Below are 19134 nucleotides of genomic sequence, written 5' to 3' on the forward strand. Positions count from 1 at the left end.
AACCTCCCTAAAAATATTGCACCGTTGTTGTAGTGACATCCACTGGCTCCTCATCCACAAATGCGGAGGTATAGCAAGGCGGCGTGGCAAGGACCTGACGGTATTCAATGACTTCTCGATTCGTGTTACAGCAGGCTGCCAGAAGAAGAATTGTAGGAAGCAGGGCTATCCATCGCATGATTGACCTCTTGTCTTTGTTATTGATTTAATTGTAGTTTACTTGTTTAATCTTTGCCAATTAATGACAAATTACACACATAAGCTTATCCGCACAAAACTATGGAAAGGATTTGTTTTGTACTAATATAATAATATTTATACAAAAAATGTAACAAATCATGCCTATTGATGATTTTCCTTTTTCTGAAGCTCCTAATGCCGCGCTTATCCGGCTAACCGATAAATTTGGCTACAAGAGCGAGGAAGAGTTTGAAAAAGAAGACATCGGCTTTGATGAAAAAATAAGAAGACTAAGGGCGGCATTAGTATATGAAGAAATGAGTCATTTAAAACAGCAAATAGAGGCTCAGGGCATTGAAGTATTTGCAGTTGATGAAGACACTTATATTGAGAATAATAAAACGTATTATTATCCTTATCAGGTCTTCCTGACCGATACAGGCCACTATTACACCAGCAAGGAAGAGCTGTTTTTTATCCCGGGTTATTTCAGAAAAGATTCAAGACAGGGTGAGGAAAAGACGCCTATAAAACAAGCCGAGAAGCTGGGGGCAAGGATTCAGCCGCTCTCACCGTCAGATGAGCAGGGGATTTATTTCGAGGGCGGGGATTTTCTTAAAGCGCCCGATCGTGCTTTGTATTTTTTAGGCTATGGCCAAAGGACTGAAAAAAAAGCATATGCCGTAATCAGCCAAATCATAGAAGAACAGGTCATTCCCATCCAATTATTACGCAAAGAATTTTTTCATTTGGACTGCTGCCTGACCCCTTTACCCAATGATGTGCTTTTACTTTACGAAGGTGAATATATCAGAGACCGACAAGCACGTTTACTGAGAAATAAACAGGGTTTGCCATTATTGATAAAACATACACAAACCATCAGTGATTACCATCGTGCTTATCTGCGCAAGCTCTACGATCCTGAGAAAATTATTCTGTTAAGCACTCCTGAGGCGATTGCCTATGGAGCCAATGGGCTTATTCTAAAAAGTAATGGCGATTCTCGTTATAAAATGTTCGTGAATGGTAGCTCTGGTGCAACAGAAAGAGAGAGTGAGTTTGCTGTTTATGATCACTTTTTTTCCCTCAGTGAAAAGACCAGGGATGCTATTTTAAGTTTGACTGAAAACAGAATGGACATTATTGAAGTTCCGTACAGCAGTTTGCATTATGCCTTTGGATCGGTGCATTGCACGATTGAAGAATTCTATCAGACTAAATCCTGAAAAGAGGGCTTCGTCTTCATCAGGGATGATAGTCTTTAGGTGTTTTGCCATTCAAAAAATACAGAAATGCCAATAGTTGTGCGACAGCGACATAAAGCTTCGGCGGTATTTCACTATCCAGTTGCACCTGTGCAAGCAAGGCAGTCAATTCCTTATTTTCCTGGAGAGGAATGCCATGCTGTTTTGCCACTTGAATAATTCGCTCGGCAATTTCTCCTTCGCCCTTGGCGGTTACCCGTGGTGCTTTTTTCCCGTCATAATGAAGAGCAACTGCCTGCCGATTTTTTTTAATCATACTTTAATATCCAATAATTTGAGATTGGCCGTATCCAGCTGATTTTCTTCAAGCCCTTGGCGCAAATGCCAACTGCGTAAGTTTAATCCGGCTTCTTTCAATAATTCACTAAAGTCCGCTGCATTTTCCTGCAGTATCTCCAGTGTAGAGGCGGTTTCACTGTTTAACTGGATATCCAGAGCATCTCCCTGCAAAGTTAATTTAGCTTGTATGGCACCTAAATGTTCCAAATTGACTGCAAAGCGAATAGACCAGTTACTCTCCTGGGCATTTTTCTCGGGTTCTTCTTTAATTAAAAGCGGGATAATATCGGCTTGTTCACTAGTATTAACGGGCAAATCAACCATTACACTGTAAGGGATGTTCTTGGTGTGGAGTAAGTGAGTGAGTTGGCCCGCCGTAATCCGTGCCAGTACATGCTCCAGGTGATCGCGCACCAGCGGCAGCAATTCATCAATGGCTAAATCGGCAATCGGAGCAGGTCTGGGATAGGGCTGCGGCAAAACACCAGGCAGAGGCAGATTTTCTTTTTGAACCGAGTGATCGCTGGCTATTGTGATAACGCTGCTGTTATCAGGATAATTTTTCTGAATGGCCGCCAGCAATTGCAGGCATTGGCCTTTAAAATCATTTCCCAGATTAGATTGCTTATTAAAATTAAGCAGAGACGCTTCCAGAAAATAACCGCTTTGTACCAAGGCCTGCTGAAATTTCTGCGGCAGTTCGTTTAAGGGAACTATACTTTGCAGCAATTGCTGTGCTTGTGTTCTAAGAGGTTCAGGAAGATTTTCCTGATTCTGCATAACGCTCAGCAGGGGCATTAACTGGGTGGCAGGCAGTTGCCGCGGTAAATAATGCAATAAGGCTTGATTTAAGGTGTTTAAGGGAACAGGGTCTTTAATGACTTGCAAAACGGTGGATTCACCTGTTTTAGCGACTTTGATCTCCAGTAATTCGCCCGGTGTAAAATGGTGAGAGGTTTTGGCATTGATGTTCTGACCATTGATATTGATGCTGACTTCATTGGCATTTTGAAAATTAACGACTGCTCTTAAAAGCTGCCCGATATAAAGCTCCTGACTTCTGCCAAGACGAGGTTCGCTGGAAACAGGATTTAAACGCAGGTTTTGGGCAATAACCAATTCCGTGGTCATCTTGTTCTTCCTTAGGGCCGCAGGCGCTCACTCTATTGACTGAGCTTTACACCTAGGGCGATTCTTATAAAGTATACACTTTTTATAACGCAAGATCTGGCTATTACCGCTTTTTTAACGTAGCTTATACGCAGATTTTCATTGAGCATACTTGATGGTTCATGAAAGGATTGGAACTAATTGACAGGGTGTGATGATGCTGGATAGAGCAAGTGTAGTGGATGAGCAGTTTCTTAAAAAAATAAAGGCTGCTGATTTTCCGGCTGCGTTAAGTAATACGCAACCTGGGCAGGCTGGACTCGATAAAAAACTGGCCATTGAGTTATTTGATTCTCAGATTAAATCGCGCCTGCTTGATTTAATCGCCCGCCAACTTAAAGAAAAAGGGTTATCTTTTTATACGATTGGCAGTAGCGGCCATGAAGGTAATGCCGTTTTCGGACAAGTTTTTCGTCCTGCTGATATGGCATTTCTTCATTACAGAAGCGGAGGATTTTATCTTCAGCGTGCTAAACAGGTCGCAGGCTGTGACGGGGTTCGCGATATCCTGCTCTCTCTGGTGGCGGCTGCAGAAGAGCCGATTGCCGGAGGCCGGCATAAGGTGTTTGGCAGCGTGCCGTTATCTATTCCCCCGCAAACCTCAACAATCGCCTCACATTTGCCCAAAGCGCTGGGCGCGGCAATTTCCATTACCCGTGCCAGAGAACTGAGTATTGAATCGAAGCTCCCAGCTGACTCCATTGTCCTTTGCTCATTTGGAGACGCATCTACCAATCACGCGTCTTCACAAACCACCTTAAACGCCTGCTCCTGGATTGCCAGTCAGGGTTATCCGCTGCCCTTGGTTTTCATTTGTGAAGATAATGGGATTGGGATTTCCGTGCCTACGCCCAATCATTGGATTGAATCTTCTATAAAAAACCGGCCGGCAATCCATTACCTGAGTTGTGATGGGCTGAATATAGCGGATACCTTTCTGAAGGCGCAAGAGGCACAGCAAATAGCAAGGCAGAAAAAGCAGCCGGTTTTTCTGCATATGAAATGCATACGCCTATTAGGTCATGCGGGTTCCGATATTGAATCGCAATATCACAGCCAGGCTGAAATTGAACGGATTGAAGCCAATGATCCCTTGCTTCATACTGCAAGAATATTACATGAACAGGACTGGATGAGCCTGGAATCAATGGCTGAGTTATACCTGGATAACAAGTCGCTGATTGAAGCGAAGGCAATGGAAGCTGTTCGTTTGCCGCGCATGAGCAGCGCTGCGGAAGTCATGTCCTCGATTATCCCTAAGCCCACATCAGCCACTTCTTATTCTTTGCCAGACGAAGCTGCCCGGATCAAAGCTTTTGGCAGTGCTTATAATCAGTTAAGTCTAAAACGAAATCTTTGCCAGAATATCAATTTCGCTTTAACTGATCTCATGGCTCAATACCCTAATATGCTGATTTTTGGCGAAGACGTGGGTAAAAAGGGCGGTGTATACCGGGTGACTGCCGATTTGCAGGCAAGATTTGGTCAGCGCCGTGTGTTTGACTCCATTCTGGATGAAACGACAATTCTTGGAACAGCGATTGGTTTATCACATAATGGCTTTATTCCGGTTCCGGAAATTCAGTTTTTAGCTTATTTGCATAACGCGGAAGATCAGTTGCGCGGAGAAGCATCGACCTTGTCCTTCTTTTCCAATGGTCAATATTGTAATCCGATGGTCATACGTATTGCCGGTTTAGCCTATCAGAAAGGCTTTGGCGGTCATTTTCATAATGACAATTCGATTGCTGTACTTCGGGATTTACCCGGTGTGATTGTGGCTTGCCCTTCAAATGGCCCTGATGCTGCTAAAATGCTAAGAACCTGCATAAAGCTGGCCCATGAAGAAGGCCGTGTTGTGGTCTTCCTTGAGCCTATCGCTCTGTACATGACTAAAGATCTGCATGAAAACGGTGACAATGGCTGGCTGTTTGAGTATCCGCCTGCTCATGAAACCATTGAGGCGGGAGAGGTTGGCGTATTCGGTGAAGGGGATACAGTGATTCTTAGCTATGCCAATGGCTACTACTTATCACGCCAAGCCGCCAAAATTTTACGCGACCAATACCAAATCAAGGTGAAGATCGTCGATTTACGTTGGTTAAGCCCTCTGCCTGCACAAGCTATTTTACGCGAAGTAGCAAAGGCAAAGCGTGTGCTGATTGTGGATGAGGGACGGCGTAGCGCCTCCATTAGCGAAGGATTAACCACCTTGCTTGCGGAAGAAGCCTCATCTCGTTTGAAAATAAAACGCATTACGGGTGAAGATTGCTTCATCCCATTGGGAACTGCATGGCAATACCTATTGCCCAGCAAAGAATCCATTGTTGAGGCGGTTCTTGATTTGAATTCAGTGAAAAGGGAGAAAGAAAGTGGACGACTTGCTGTTTCTTGAAGAACAATTACAAGATGATGAACGAATGATTCGGGACAGTGTTGCCCGTTTTGTAAACCACGATGTAATACCCTTGATGGCGGAGGCCTTTGAGCACGGTGAATTTCCGCGTCAACTCATTAAGCAATCAGCGGAATTGGGCTTACTCGGTTTAACTTTGCCTGCAGAATACGGCGGGGCAGAGGCCTCCTATGTTTCCTATGGTTTGGTATGTCAGGAGCTTGAAAAAGGGGATAGTGGTTTAAGAAGCTTTGTTTCTGTCCAAAGTTCTTTATGTATGTATCCTATTTTTCGCTATGGTTCAGAAGAACAGAGGCTGCGTTATTTACCCGGTATGGCCAGAGGCGAAATCATTGGCTGCTTTGGGCTGACCGAGCCAGACTCAGGTTCTGACCCGGCCAGTATGCGTACCTATGCTAAGAAAGTAGAGGGCGGCTGGCGTTTAAATGGGTCTAAAATGTGGATTACCAATGCGCCTATTGCCGACATTGCCATTGTCTGGGCTAAAACCGAAGAAGGGATCCGCGGCTTTATTGTTGACTCAAAATCCAAGGGTTTTTCAGCACCGGAAGTAAAACATAAAATGTCGTTGCGCGCTTCTCTGACAGGCGAGCTGGTATTTGAAGACGTCTTTGTGCCGGATGAAAATTATCTGCCGGGCAGCAATAAAGGTTTAGGCGCTCCACTAAGTTGTTTAAGCCAGGCGCGGTACGGCATCGCATGGGGAGCAATGGGTGCTGCTATGGCCTGCTTCGATGCGACCAGGGATTATCTGCTCGAACGTAAACAATTTGCCAAACCATTGGCTTCATTTCAATTGGTTCAGAAAGACCTGGCGGATATGTATACCGAGATTATTAAAGCCCAATGCCTCAATTTACAAATTGGCCGCTTGAAAGATCAGCATCGCGAAACACCGGTGATGATTTCTCTCGCCAAAGGCAATGCCTGCCGGGAAGCGATAAAAATCGCTCGTTCCTGCCGTAATCTCTTGGGAGCCAATGGTATCAGTCTTGAATATCCAGTGATTCGTCATATGCTCAATCTTGAGTCTGTCTTTACCTACGAAGGCACAGATAACGTGCATACTCTGGTTTTGGGACGCCATATTACTGGCATTAATGCTTTTGGCTGACATCGCTGCTTGCCGCGGCTTTGCCCGCGGCATCTTTAACAGAGTTTCCTGCTTTAATAAAAATTTTCAGAGTAAATTGTATTCTTGTAGACCAAATCAGGTCTTATATTGTATAATTAAATAAATAATTGTACAGGCGAAGACCAATGGGCATTCTAAAAACGCGTCCTATTCTTACTCGTGAATATACCAGCAAGTCAAAAGACGATAAGGATGATGAGAAGTCTCTTGCCAGGAAAAAGGCAAAAGACATAAAACTGGGTGAAAAGCCTGATACTTGCCTGAATCCTCTGCAACTTTTAACTCCTGAGTCCGTGAAAGAATCCCTGAAAATTGGTACCAATGAACTCATGCAACAGTCCTGTGTGGGCGATGGGATGGTCAACATGCTAGGCAACGGGGTTCCCGGTTATTACACCACCGGTGTCGATGCGGGTATTGATGAAACCGCAGAGCAGTTTGATGAGACCAATAATCTGAATAACAAGATGTAATCATATGGCCAAATAATGGACTATCCTTTAGCTAGGGATAATAAAAGGTTCAATAATGATTAATAAATTAACAAGATTCTTATTAATCAGTGCATTTTTCCAAACAAGCGTTTTAGCGCATCCTCTGGAAGCTACGGCAAAACCGCCGTTTAGCCCCTATGCCGATATGACTATCAATACCTATTGGGATCCTTCTTATCAGTCTATAGAACCAATGGACTTAAGCAAGATTGCAAAGGAGCAGAATTTAAAAGCATTTCGTTTAGCATTCATCACCGATTCAGGACACTGCCAGCCTGCCTGGGGCGGCCATGCCGCCTATCTTGTTTCCGATAAGTGGGGCCAGCATTTAACTGACAAATTGATGAAGAATAACGTGGAAGTGACAGTTTCATTTGGCGGGGCCTCCGGCACTGATTTATCCATGAACTGTAATGTTGAGCAGCTGAAATTAATTTTAAGCAAAGTCAGGGAGATTTATAATGCAAAAGCTCTGGATTTTGATGTGGAAAACAATACAGCGGATGTGCCCACCCTGATTCAGGCTTTACAGATTTTTCAGCAGCAAAATCCCGAAGTCACCATCAGTTTTACCCTGCCCATCTTGCCAGAAGGGCTAACCAGTCAGGGCAAAGAACTGATTGAAATGGCCAAAGCGACGGAGCTGGTGTTTAACGTCAATATCATGGCAATGGATTATGGCCCAGCCTACACAGGCGATATGGGCGATTACGCAATCGAATCCGCAAACTCTCTCCGAGATGAATTGCGAATTCTCTATCCCAAAAAAACAGAATCCGAGCTCTGGTCCATGATTGAAATAACCCCGATGATTGGCGTGAACGATATCAATTCAGAGCAATTCACCCTCGAAAATGCAAGAAAACTCCGAGAATTTGCAATAAGCAAAAACATAGGAAGCCTATCCATGTGGTCCATCGCCAGAGACCAACCCTGCCCGGACAAATGGGCAAGTCCCATCTGCAGCGGCAACAACCTGCAAAAACAAGCCTACGAATTTACCCAGCAACTCCAAAAGTGATCTTGTCATTTCCAAGAGATCAGAGTATTATTCGCTATCTCGGGGCGTAGCGCAGCCTGGTAGCGTACTAGCATGGGGTGCTAGTGGTCGAAGGTTCAAATCCTTCCGTCCCGACCAATAAAATCTCTTAAAAATCATAAAGTTACAACATCTAAATTAATCCTATCGACTAATCAATTATTATTTACTGGGTACTTCAGTGGGTACTTTTTTCAAAACAACTATAAAGCGGTCCTTTACAATTTGTTAGGCATGCCGCTGAACCACTTCATGTTTACAGCTATCATTAACGCAGATTTTTATATCTGATATCTATAATTTAATTATTAACTGTTTTAATGAGAGTCTAGATGGATCTTTTATCTCTATTATTAAAAATCAAAGAACCTTTTTTAAAGCTACACGCATTTATACTAAAAAAATTTGGCTATAAGATAGTTAAAGCAGAGGATTACAAGGATGAAGAAGTAGAAGTTGATTATAATTATCCAGAACTTTGTCCAAAGTGTATTGAAGAAAAAAATCACGGAGCAAAATTCATTTGGTCTAAAAAGATGCGTTTGGGGTATGAGAAATATTTTGAGATAGAAGGTAATACCCGAAGATATTTCATATGTGGTAGGCAGTGTTTATGGATTAAAAGAAATTATTAAAAAAGTTATTAATCTTTTACAAATAACAGAGGGCACATGAAATGGATAACGATGAAAGAAAGTCTCTGTTGAAACTGATTGAGCAAATAGAAGACGGACAGCTGTGTGATGTTATTGTTCAGGTTCATGAGCTGCATAAAACTGAAACGGACCCATTTTTATCAAATTGGCAAAAAGTGCATTTAGCATATGCAATAAGTTCTTATAACATTGGTTGGTACAATCTTTGTAAGGCAGTTTTAAGCAAGGCCTTAGAAAGAAACGAAAATATTAGTCAGGAACCATTTACTAGAAACTCTACAAATACTCAAGCAACAGAAATTGATGAGAATGACTTAGAGGAAGGGATTAAAAGTATTTGCGGTAAATAAGAGTAGCAATTGTCTTGTAATCACCAATTTTTTAACTGAAGCTAAGAGTATTAGGCAACTAGTGATAATTTTTAACAAGCTTTAACAGCTAACAGAAGACGCCTAATACAAATTATAATTTTAAGCTCCACTATAAATCAGTATGTATAAAAACGGGTCAAAAGCTGAATTGCCTCGGAAGCGCAATGAATTTATAATCGGCACTCTGATAAAAAATGATCTTTAATAGGGAGATGTTATGAAAGAAAATTATTTTGCTGCAATTGATACAGAAGAAGATAAAGATGAATACATGCCTTGGTAATCCAGGGCTGCCAAAGCACTCCTCTTAGTAGTTCCACCGTTGATATGAAATTAATTCTAAACAATGATGTGTTTGCAGTAATCGATGATTTCTTAGAACCATCCGTTTTTGAAAAGATCTGGAATTATATTCAAACTGAAGAATTTAAGTTTGTTCATTCTTCCAGATGGGTAAATGCTTTTAGTATCGAAGATGGTGCCCCTTTGTGGGGCAATGTTACAATTTCGCACCCTAGACCAGAACCTTGCACTACAGAGCAAGTTTATCCTACCGCTACAACGATTGATTTATTTATCCAGGAGCTCATTGTAGGCTCTGCCGAGTTCCCTCATTTGATAGGTCTTAAAGATAGAGATTGGGATTTTTTCTATGCTAGGCCTTATCTTTATCCAAGAGGTTCGGGGCTCTCTTGGCATACCGATGGAAAATACAAAATCTCAGGCGCCTATGTCTATTATTGCCATCCTAACTGGGATATGAATTGGGGAGCCGAATTACTAATTAACCCTGTACCCCAACAAGATTTTGAATATCCTGAAGTAACTTTGATTAATAACCAGAGGAAAAGGGTCGGGTTTCACCTTAACAGTAAAGCGTTAAATACTTATATTGGTGATGGAATAGGCTATTACATTGTGCCGAAACCTAATCGCTTAGTTATTTTTAGGAATGATATTTTGCATTGCATAAAAAAGGTAGAAAACGCCGCAGGAAACCAGTTGAGGGCATCAATAACTGGCTTCTTTATGAGCAATGACAGAATACACGAAGCAAAAGAAGCTGAAAATTAAGAAATGAATTTATTGCGCGATGTACCACCTACACAGGCCCAAGAAAAAGTAAATTTTGTAATTTTGATGCCCCAAACTGATGAAGTTGCTTTATATAATTTTATTCTTAGGCAAGAAGATATCCCTTATAATGAACAACCCAGTCATTATCAATTTAAAAAATGGTCTGCCTGGTGTTCTGCTCATTTTTCCTCTTACTCCTTCTTTGTTAAATATAAAAATGCTCTTTTACGATGCAAGCAATTTTTGTATGACTTTGGGCCGCTATCCACATTAGATCATGCTGCTTTATATGACCATTGGGTTTGGGAAATGAAGCCACATGTATTGGATCAAGAGAATATTTGCTGGATTGGTTATGATTATTCAAAATCAAAAACCTTAAGTTTTTTCTCCTATGGAACGAACATCGAACTTCGTTTAGTTGAAGGAAATTTAAATGATGAAGAGTTTTTAGAGCTATGTAGACTATTTTCTCCGATTCCGACGTCTGAGGAAATCTTAAAAAAGAATTTTTTTGAGCTATCTTATTGGTCGCGTTATAACAACTGCATAGAAAATGCTTGTATTAATAGAAATGAATATAAACCGCCTTCAAGTTTATGGAACTTAAGATGGCCAATCCATAATATCCTCAGGGGAGGCAAACCCGATTGTTACATGGAAAATATAAATTTTCTAAATTTAGATTTTATTCTAGATAGCCAAATCATTTATGGCAATGAAAATCAGATTGAAGAGATTCAATTTGTCATGTTTCCGAATAATGGTAAGAAAAACCAAATTGCATGGTTTCGGATGTTCAATAAGTCCTCCTTTCCAATAAAGAAACCAGCACTCTCCAGATTACCTAATATGAATTCATTCAGTGGATATGGCAATTTTCATTTAACGGTCTTGTGCACGAAGAATGAAATGATTTCGAGCAATATATACATTGCCAGTGTGAATGATTGTTATGGGCCACATGATGCTCTTTGGTGGGACAATGAAAAAGCTTATCTATTGCAGTTAAGCGCTGGTGTAAATAATTCTATAGATTATTTTAAAACAATTTTTCAACAATTGGGGGATTATAAATGATGAAACAAGTTAAGTGCCTAAATACATAGTAAGCTGTTAATTAACAGCTTACTATGAGCTCACACCTAGGTAGGTTGATTGTGCAGGAAGGGGATATCGGCCGGATTACCTATACACTTCTGTTTATATACATCTTGAAAAGTTTTGAATTCCCCTTGTGCGGTTTTGGCAGCCAATATTGAGGCAGAAAAGGTTAATCGAATGGTGTTCCCCATCTGTGCAATATTTGCTTTTATAAGATTTCCTTCTACTTGAGCATAATTAATCCCAAATAGTTCCGTTAAGATTTCTTCCTTAAATTCTGCCATGGCTTTTTTACCCTCTGGAGAATGCTCAGAAAAAAACGAACTATTACTTTTAGGACGCTGAATTGTATTTTCTAAAGATCTGGAAGGAGATTCTATAATGATTGATGTTGAAGGCGGCGTGGGTGGTGTACTAATCACCTTAACTGCAGAGATAGGAGATTGATCTTGTGCAGAAGATGGCAAAACTGGAGGCTGAGAAACACTCTCGGGTTCTAACAAGCTTCTAATTTCTGAAACTCCTTTACCCGCAGCCTTAGCTTCCTGAAGAAGGCTCCATATGCTATTGCGTCTTGTCTCTGGCATGAGTTCAATGCATTTATTCATCATTTTTTCGAGAAAAGAATGTACTTGAGCGTTGGTAGGATTTAACCATTTTTCAAGAAACAGAAAAAAGTTTGGAGGTATTGGCTCATTTACCATGCCTGGTAGTAAACTAATTTTCAATTGCAGTTGAGCTTTAACTGCTTGTATATCTTGGTTATTTGCTGCTTTAGCCTCGCAGGCAGTCTCCCATAAAACTTTACGTGTTGCTGCTGGCAATTCAGCAATTGTATTTTTGATTTGGCTTTCATGATAAGCATTTAATCTGGCATCTGAAGTTTTAAGCCAGGAATCTAAATACATATAATAATTAGGAAGAATGTTTTGCAGCATGACAAGGCCTTAAATGAACTAATAAGGTCATATTTTATTCTATTTGTAGATAATAAGGAAGGAGAGCGAAGTTTGATGTATATGAGGTTCCGGTAGATACTTCATCAATATCATTTTTTTGCCGTTAGGTTATGCAAGAGAGAACTGCCGTTATCTTTTTATTCATAGTATGTTTTTTTTAAAACTGGCGGACAGCGCGTACATGGCCTAAGGTATTTGCTTTATCACTGGCAATTACTTCCCCGGTACTAAAGTTTTGCAGCCATGCTTTAGACACACTTGACTCAGTTGAGCTCCAATAATAATCGGGTGCAAAGTTTGTTAAGCCCTGCGGTTGTAAATTGGCTTTTAAAAGGCTCAATTCGTAAATTGAAGGGAGATACCAACCACCATAACAAACGTTTTGCGAATTAGCTGGTGTGATACAAGGCGTTTCTCCATCTTCTGCAACACTGTATTGATGAGCGAGAAGCGCTGCAAATTCTCCCGTTTGGTTATCAATCGTTTGCTGGGCGATAATTAATCGGGTATTGGATTCACCGGCGCCGATACCATCGGCTCGTGCATTGGTGACCTTGCTCCCGCTTTCACCATTTCGCCACTGAATGCCTTGCGCCTTCACATCATTCACACTGGCAATTAAACCATGTTGGCCTGTATCATCGACCCAAAAGACAATTCCACCCTGATAACGTTCGCCAATCTGATGGCTGATAGTATTGGCACTAATGACATCCCCTTCTATACGGATGCCGCTACCGGCCTGATAATGGCCTTCTGGCCCTCGTTCGCCCTTTGGCCCTGGCATACCCTGCGGGCCTTGAGGACCTGCGGGAATGGAAGAAATTTGCTTGGCTAAGGCTGCAATTTGGTTGGAGACTACGACCATTTGGTCTTGCAGCATACCAATGTGCTGCCAGATATCGGTATCGCCTGCTTGTGCACTGTTAAAACACAAACAAGAAAAGGCGGTTATAACTAACTTTTTCATGACTTATCTCATTAACGGTTCCGCGGTTGCTCCTTTGAAATAAATCCATGAGATGCCGCTGGAGGAGATTGTAATTTGGGAATGTGTCTCAGGTTGTATTGAGTTAGCCATTCCTACCACTCATTGCAGTAGATTTTTCCATTGGTTTTTAGTTTAAGTAGCCCCAAAAAGGGGCTTAGTAGTTTTGAAAAACATAGGTCTGACCATCAAACTCTACCGAGCTATAATCATTAATAAAAAGATCACGAGCAAAAGCCTCATAATCAAAATAGCAGATTAAGTTATCCGGCAATTGATGTTCATAACACTCATCAAACAACTCTTTGGCAAAATCAAGCTCTGAATCATAACCACCTTGGTAATGCTCCTCCAAAATCAATCGTGCATCATCTATCGAATAGTCACTAAGAAGAGCTAAGCCTAGCTTTCCGTGTTCTTTAATAAAGGATACATACTCCACAATATTGCTTATTGCTTCGTACTCATGGATCTTGATGTTGCCAAATCCTTCATAATCATGGATGGCGTAATCCTCAGCATTGGGCTCAGTACTATTAGCTAGCATGTCCCCAATGTTCTCCATGATTTCGTCTTCGCTTTGTGTGGCATCAACCCAAACACCATGCAGGATTGCATTGTTGTAAGATGCTAAACAGGCGACATAAATTGAAGGGCTATCCATTGGAATTATCTCCTTGTGTTAAGGGAGCAATCCCACACGGGAGCTTGCTCCCGTGGTAGGGTTAAAATTAAAACGAAATTTCTTCTGAATCAGTTCGCAGCATTTCACGCATTTGCGCTAGATGTTGTTCTGCGGTTTTATTGCCTGATTCATCAGCCGATTTAAGGTAGTTGAGTAGCTGAATATGATTGACGACAATGTTTACGGTTTGGTGAACGTTACCATCATTGTCTGTCCATTGATTAGAACGAAGTTTACCTTCCAGATATACTTGCGAACCTTTCTTTAAATACTCAGCCATTTTAGTCAGTCTTCCAAAAAGTATCAGCTGATGCCATTCCACTCTGGTTTGCCATTCGTCATTTTGTTTGAATGACTCATTGGTTGCTAAAGTGGCGGTGACAAAAGATTGTCCGTCTTTTCCGGTGATGCTCTTAGGATCAGCACCGAGATTGCCAATTAATTGAACGCGGTTTAAAGATGTAGTCATTGTATCTCCTGTTATTAAATGAAAGCCGCATAACAGAAAAACATCCGCATAGGCAGGTGGTTTTCTGTTATGCGGATAGACTTATTTGTTTCAACTGATAAGCAATCGTTGAGTATCGAACAGTTTGACAAAGGAAATTAAGATTTCCAGTTTGCGCAAACTTAATTCGGCTCGCTGGATGTCATGGGAATTGATTTGAAGTCGTTGGCGGCTTAAATCATTAACACAACAATCCAGTTCAAACAGCAAATGTTCAATCTCAAGTTGTACTGGTTCCTGTCGTTGCATAGTAAGCTCCTTGAAATAGGGAGGATTAGCCCCAAAGGGACTAGAAAAATCCCGTGGGTCATGCAAAAAAGATCACCGAAACATCGGTTGATTTGCCTGATTATTAATGATGATGTGCTTAAAGCACTCCTTGGGCATAAAGCCGTAAATAACTCCTGATGGGTTTCCCTGCTAACGCTCTGCCATGGAATTAGGGGAACAAGATGGCATATCACAAGACCTATAGGTTTCGTCAGAGTTACACTGACTCTTCAGTTGTGTTGCTGTTAGATTATCAAGTTATTATTGGGAATCAAGGACTTTTTCCCGTTGATATTAAATGAACATAATTGAACCACGACAGACTTAATGAATGAGATATAGAGGGTTTTTCAGAAGAAAATAATGGAAGCAACTTTGGATCATCAGGCAGCGGGCCATTTTCTAATACCAGTTGTATAGATGCAATAATTTGTTGATGAGCAAGGTAAAAGCCCCATTTGCAGGGGCTTGATAATAGAAATAACATGACTATTTCCATCAATCTCAACTGAACAAAAGGCATTGATATTTGAATCACGGGCAAATGCCTCATAATTGAAATAACATAATCAATTGTCCGGTATTAGATTACTGAGGTATTCCTCCAAAACATATCCGGCATAATCAACCATGACTGTTCCACGATTTAGGTATTTTCTCTAAAAAAGAAATACCTTCACAGGAAAGAATTGCCCAGGGTTTAACTACAAATTAATGAATCACTTTAATTAAGGTTGTCAGATAAGCTGCCAGTGATAACCCAATGGTAACCACAGTTCCTATCATCCATCTTCTTGAGGCCAGAATCTCATCTCTGAGTTCTTTACGAGATTCAAGCATTTCTTGCTTAAGCTCTTTACGAGATTCGTCAAACTCGCGCTTCTGCTCAATAAAACGCTTGTCCCTGTCTTCAAAGATTTTGTTTATAGTCTCAGATAGCATGCTGTTAACCTCGTTATCACTATAGATATTAAAGATTTCCATTTCAGTCAGAAGCTCAACAAAAGCTCTTGCATAATGTTTGGAAGCACCTTTCTTTTCTAGTAGTGTAACACATTTAAGCGAGTCGCATTGAAGTTTCATTAGACACTTGCTCCTTGAAAACCGGATTAAAGTGTCCTGCCGGACATTTCAATCCGGCCACCCTTAGGGCTTTGGTTAAAAAATTGTATTTAAGTGATCAATAGGCTCATTTTTACTAAATTAAAGCACTCAAACAACCATTACAAAGTGGTTCTCCTTACAGCTGCCAGACTTAAAGGGATCAGAGAACGTAAGCTTTTTAACAAAAGACCGCCATTCATCCAGGTTTAAGTAAAGCCACTGGCCATAAGAATCATCTGAGCCATATCCTGATCAATGTTTGCTCTTTGCTCATAGTTTCTCCTTAAAAAAGGAACCATGATCCCAAAGGGGTGGTTACCTTTGGATTAGAAATATTCACCAAACCCAGATTTGGTTGATTTGCCTGATTGTTAAAGAATAAAATTCAACAGCTATCCCTGACCAATGTCATGGAAACTGTCCATTAGCGTGAAAAATTATTGTATCTGTAGAATATACAATGAGTCCTTGAGATTTCCCGGCTAAGCGCTCCACCATAAAATTAGGGAATATATGGTGTATCACAAGACCTTGTGGTTTCGCTTGAGTTTCACAAGCTCGTCAGTTGTGTTTTGTGTATTAAACAGGAAAAAAATGCAGAGTTCAAGAGTGAAGAATACTCTGAAATTAGATGAAATTATTTGATGTTGTTTGATATAAATAGATGTATATATTATGTTTATTTACTAACAAAATTATGAGCCACTTTTATAGTTTCGTTTGTATAAAAATCATGAAAAAATTAAACCCCGATCGGGGTTTAATAAGTTTACTGGTTATTACGTTTTTGCATTTTTTTATAATACTGCTTACATGTTCTTAGGGCTTTTGACCAAGATTTAGTTAAACAAAGGGTAGTTTCATATTCCCAGTCAAGAGCAGGATATATTTCTGCTGATAAAAACTCAGTCTTTATCACTTCAAAGCTGGATGCATTTACAAACCTTATCCATAGAAACTCATAAATTCTTCCCTTATCATAACCAAGATACTCCTCTTTTATAAAACATACCGGTAGCTTTATGTATGGTTCACAAACAGTGGGATCATAATAACCCTTTGAATTTTCAACACGCCAAAACGCAGCTGCTTTTTTAGCAAGACATTTTAGTTGTTTCTTTACATCTTTTTCTGCAAAAAGAACGGTCATTTTTTTCCTTAAATAAATGAGCCGTTCACCCAAACAGGTAAACTAACCCATCTGGTTAAATAAACATATCATAAACAATATGTCATAAATCTCCCGACTAAACGTTCCACCATCAAATTAGGGAATAAATGGTGTATCACAAGACCTCTTGGTTTCGTCTGGCTCACACAGACTCATCAGTTGTGTTGATTTCAGGTTATCAAGGCTTGGCTTGGAATCAAGCACTTTTCGCATTTGATATCAAATGAACTTATTAAATAATTTAGAACAATGTCAGCCTAAATAAGTTTTAGTAATGGCCATGCGAGAATGGCCTAACTCGCGGCTTATTATTTCTCTTGCTCTGCGATCCCATTCGCGCTCCATACCCCGGAGCTTTCTTGAAGGTAACCCACTTTCTATTGGACAAATCAGTCCTTTATTGTGAGGATCAAATTGTCGTGTTAATTCACCGTATCTTCTTTGAGCATAGGCATGGCGTAAACCATGACATTTACTTAATCCCATTATTTTTATCTGATTTTGATAATGACCAAGATGTTGTTTATAGCTTTTATCTGTAGGAATTAATGATTGACCAGCAGGTATTTGTTGAAATGCTTTTGACAGCCATTGACGTTGATCTTCATTCGTAATATTCAATATTCTTCCAATACCTCCTTTGGTCCAACTCGGCTTGATTTTTAAGCTATTACCTTGCCATGCTTCGCTGATTATTAATTTAATGGATTCTTCACGGCGCAAACCAAATAATGATTGCGCTTCAAGTGATAGTCGAATAAATGGATCAGTGCATTTGCTAAAATCGGTTTGATGGATAGCTTTGTTATAAGTTGGCACATAACTACGCCGGTTTATTTGATAGGCATCGTTTCCAGGTTTAACAAGATGAGGTTTATCTAGCAACACACCAACTTTGCGTAATTTTGCCATGTAGTTTTTGATAGTGGCGGTGCTTTTACCCTGGGTTTTCCAAAGATCAACCAGAACATAAATATGTTTTGGCTTAAGGCCATTAAGATGTCCCAATTTATACCCCTGATCATGCAAATCCTTGATACAACGGTTCAGCATATGGCGCATGTCCGCTTTGCTAGCAAAAGAATAGCCTTTAATATTTTTAACACATTCATTGATGGAGTACTGGGCGCTTTTCAATTTAGATTTACTCATCGAGGTATACCCATAAGGTATTACGTGATTTAATCCCCATCTCATCCCTGATAAGCCAATCAGTTTGGTAGTTACCAAGGATAGGTAAAAGTTCTTTTTTTAACTGTCTGGCATAGAGATAGCGGTAGGTTTTGTTTGTTGGTAAGTTAAAAGCGCTTAATGCCATACGCCATTGTGAGCGAATGTCGTCATAATCATGCAATTGAAGCAAGCATTTGTCGCTTTGAGTGTAATTATATAATTCAGCAAGAATGAGGGTTTGATTTTTATTACGAAAGGGGATTGTCCTGTCTTCTGAATTAAAAGAAATTTCGCGAGTAATCCAAAGCATTTCCTCTCTAATATGAACGCTGGGAATTAATTGAATTGCTTCGCTAAAAGTTAAACCAAACTGCGTCTGAAGGCCCATTATAATTCTTGAAATTGGCTGGGTGATTTCAGTCCAGATATCAGGCAGTATTTTCTTTGTTTTTCGAGTATTTCGTTGTCGACATAGCCCAAGGCTTTTATTATCGATATCAGATAAAAGGCAATTAACGCTTTTTAAAAACCTTCTGACTGTTGTCATATAATCCATTATTGTTGCTGGCGTAACTTTATTTTTCTTCCAGAATTCAATCAGGTTTTCTATGTGATGTTTTTTTAGAACATGCCATGAGTGAGGGACATCGCCTATTAAAAACAAATCATCGATCATTTTATGAATGACGAATGCACAATGTTTTTTATCCTTGAAGCTGCCTCGATTGTCCGTATGTAAGTATCGGTTGGCAGTCTGTCTCAAAGACTGTTTACGCATTTTCTCTACTCTAAAAAGTACTTGCCCTGATTTTGGTTTAGTGTTGATCGAGCGGCTCACTCAAAAGCGATACCAGGCTTGCGCCACGAGGCTCTGTTTGGGGGCAAATCAATCGTTATAAGGCAAACGATATTGCCGGGTTACAGCTGTTTTTTGTTGGTGGTTTTCTCCTTTTTGTTTTAATAGATTAATGAAGTGACAAAGCAAGGCTTTGCCCTGATTCCTGGTCATTACAGAAGTGTTGATGACAGTAAGTTTAAGAAACTTACCCTGCCGAAAAGCAGATTATCCATGAGGGTTTCCCGACTT

22 protein-coding genes and 1 tRNA gene are annotated in these 19134 nt (G+C 40.4%); 10 read left to right on the forward strand and 13 right to left on the reverse strand.

Annotation, left to right across the window (positions count from 1 at the left end; all coding sequences use genetic code 11):
- Window positions 1-7: 7 nt before the first annotated feature.
- Window positions 8-178, reverse strand: a complete 171-nt coding sequence (locus tag LXA66_RS10065; protein ID WP_165483079.1) for a hypothetical protein — start codon at window positions 176-178, stop codon at window positions 8-10.
- Between the two features lie 160 nt (window positions 179-338).
- On the opposite strand from LXA66_RS10065, the gene LXA66_RS10070 reads away from it, so the two are divergent.
- The gene (locus tag LXA66_RS10070; protein WP_233013058.1) at window positions 339-1409 is read left to right on the forward strand and encodes an arginine deiminase family protein; all 1071 of its coding nucleotides are present in this window, start codon (window positions 339-341) and stop codon (window positions 1407-1409) included.
- 19 nt (window positions 1410-1428) lie between these two features.
- Here the strand turns inward: LXA66_RS10070 and LXA66_RS10075 are convergent, their stop codons facing one another.
- Together LXA66_RS10075 and LXA66_RS10080 are read right to left on the reverse strand one after the other, a co-directional pair.
- Window positions 1429-1704, reverse strand: coding sequence for an EscU/YscU/HrcU family type III secretion system export apparatus switch protein (locus tag LXA66_RS10075; protein WP_133139400.1), 276 nt, complete (start codon window positions 1702-1704; stop codon window positions 1429-1431).
- A complete protein-coding gene (locus tag LXA66_RS10080; RefSeq protein WP_233013059.1) occupies window positions 1701-2858 on the reverse strand; it encodes a flagellar hook-length control protein FliK in 1158 nt (385 codons plus the stop codon). The genes LXA66_RS10075 and LXA66_RS10080 overlap by 4 nt, the downstream gene beginning before the upstream one ends.
- A 196-nt stretch (window positions 2859-3054) precedes the next feature.
- On the opposite strand from LXA66_RS10080, the gene LXA66_RS10085 reads away from it, so the two are divergent.
- From LXA66_RS10085 to LXA66_RS10125, 9 genes are all read left to right on the forward strand, one after another.
- The gene (locus tag LXA66_RS10085; RefSeq protein WP_370637293.1) at window positions 3055-5292 is read left to right on the forward strand and encodes a thiamine pyrophosphate-dependent enzyme; all 2238 of its coding nucleotides are present in this window, start codon (window positions 3055-3057) and stop codon (window positions 5290-5292) included.
- A complete protein-coding gene (locus tag LXA66_RS10090; RefSeq protein ID WP_233013061.1) occupies window positions 5270-6427 on the forward strand; it encodes an acyl-CoA dehydrogenase family protein in 1158 nt (385 codons plus the stop codon). Before LXA66_RS10085 ends, LXA66_RS10090 begins: the two co-directional genes overlap by 23 nt.
- Window positions 6428-6573: 146 nt before the next feature.
- Window positions 6574-6921: a hypothetical protein gene (locus LXA66_RS10095; protein WP_233013062.1), complete on the forward strand. Its 348-nt coding sequence runs from the start codon at window positions 6574-6576 to the stop codon at window positions 6919-6921.
- 55 nt (window positions 6922-6976) lie between these two features.
- Window positions 6977-7963 carry a chitinase gene (locus tag LXA66_RS10100; protein WP_233013063.1) on the forward strand — a complete coding sequence of 329 codons (987 nt, stop codon included), beginning with the start codon at window positions 6977-6979 and terminating at the stop codon, window positions 7961-7963.
- A gap of 40 nt (window positions 7964-8003) precedes the next feature.
- Window positions 8004-8080, forward strand: a tRNA-Pro gene (locus LXA66_RS10105).
- Window positions 8081-8313: 233 nt separating this feature from the next.
- Window positions 8314-8616: a hypothetical protein gene (locus LXA66_RS10110; protein ID WP_233013064.1), complete on the forward strand. Its 303-nt coding sequence runs from the start codon at window positions 8314-8316 to the stop codon at window positions 8614-8616.
- 41 nt (window positions 8617-8657) lie between these two features.
- Window positions 8658-8987: a hypothetical protein gene (locus LXA66_RS10115; RefSeq protein ID WP_233013065.1), complete on the forward strand. Its 330-nt coding sequence runs from the start codon at window positions 8658-8660 to the stop codon at window positions 8985-8987.
- Window positions 8988-9335: 348 nt separating this feature from the next.
- Entirely contained in the window at window positions 9336-10082 is a 747-nt protein-coding gene (locus tag LXA66_RS10120; RefSeq protein ID WP_233013066.1) for a 2OG-Fe(II) oxygenase, read from the forward strand.
- A gap of 3 nt (window positions 10083-10085) precedes the next feature.
- Window positions 10086-11165, forward strand: coding sequence for a hypothetical protein (locus LXA66_RS10125; protein ID WP_233013067.1), 1080 nt, complete (start codon window positions 10086-10088; stop codon window positions 11163-11165).
- Between the two features lie 65 nt (window positions 11166-11230).
- On the opposite strand, the gene LXA66_RS10130 is transcribed toward LXA66_RS10125, so the two are convergent.
- The 10 genes from LXA66_RS10130 to LXA66_RS10175 form a co-directional block, all read right to left on the reverse strand.
- Window positions 11231-12127, reverse strand: coding sequence for a hypothetical protein (locus LXA66_RS10130; protein WP_233013068.1), 897 nt, complete (start codon window positions 12125-12127; stop codon window positions 11231-11233).
- Window positions 12128-12305: 178 nt separating this feature from the next.
- The gene (locus LXA66_RS10135; protein ID WP_233013069.1) at window positions 12306-13118 is read right to left on the reverse strand and encodes a DUF1566 domain-containing protein; all 813 of its coding nucleotides are present in this window, start codon (window positions 13116-13118) and stop codon (window positions 12306-12308) included.
- A 175-nt stretch (window positions 13119-13293) separates the two neighbouring features.
- Window positions 13294-13800: an antirestriction protein ArdA gene (locus LXA66_RS10140; RefSeq protein ID WP_233013070.1), complete on the reverse strand. Its 507-nt coding sequence runs from the start codon at window positions 13798-13800 to the stop codon at window positions 13294-13296.
- 67 nt (window positions 13801-13867) lie between these two features.
- Window positions 13868-14290, reverse strand: a complete 423-nt coding sequence (locus LXA66_RS10145) for a single-stranded DNA-binding protein (protein WP_233013071.1) — start codon at window positions 14288-14290, stop codon at window positions 13868-13870.
- Window positions 14291-14380: 90 nt separating this feature from the next.
- Window positions 14381-14578, reverse strand: a complete 198-nt coding sequence (locus tag LXA66_RS10150) for a hypothetical protein (RefSeq protein ID WP_233013072.1) — start codon at window positions 14576-14578, stop codon at window positions 14381-14383.
- 292 nt (window positions 14579-14870) lie between these two features.
- A complete protein-coding gene (locus LXA66_RS10155; RefSeq protein ID WP_233013073.1) occupies window positions 14871-15086 on the reverse strand; it encodes a hypothetical protein in 216 nt (71 codons plus the stop codon).
- A 224-nt stretch (window positions 15087-15310) separates the two neighbouring features.
- Window positions 15311-15682, reverse strand: a complete 372-nt coding sequence (locus LXA66_RS10160) for a hypothetical protein (RefSeq protein ID WP_058522339.1) — start codon at window positions 15680-15682, stop codon at window positions 15311-15313.
- A 790-nt stretch (window positions 15683-16472) separates the two neighbouring features.
- On the reverse strand, window positions 16473-16853 hold the full coding sequence (locus LXA66_RS10165; RefSeq protein ID WP_233013074.1) for a hypothetical protein: 381 nt from the start codon (window positions 16851-16853) through the stop codon (window positions 16473-16475).
- Between the two features lie 273 nt (window positions 16854-17126).
- Complete coding sequence (locus tag LXA66_RS10170; RefSeq protein WP_233013075.1) at window positions 17127-18026, reverse strand: phage integrase N-terminal domain-containing protein; 900 nt, start codon at window positions 18024-18026, stop codon at window positions 17127-17129.
- Entirely contained in the window at window positions 18019-18825 is an 807-nt protein-coding gene (locus LXA66_RS10175; protein ID WP_233013076.1) for a phage integrase N-terminal domain-containing protein, read from the reverse strand. Before LXA66_RS10175 ends, LXA66_RS10170 begins: the two co-directional genes overlap by 8 nt.
- Window positions 18826-19134: the final 309 nt, after the last annotated feature.

It is taken from the genome of Legionella sp. 16cNR16C (genome assembly GCF_021297775.1).
In the GTDB taxonomy this organism is placed as follows: Bacteria; Pseudomonadota; Gammaproteobacteria; order Legionellales; family Legionellaceae; genus Legionella_C; species Legionella_C quinlivanii_A.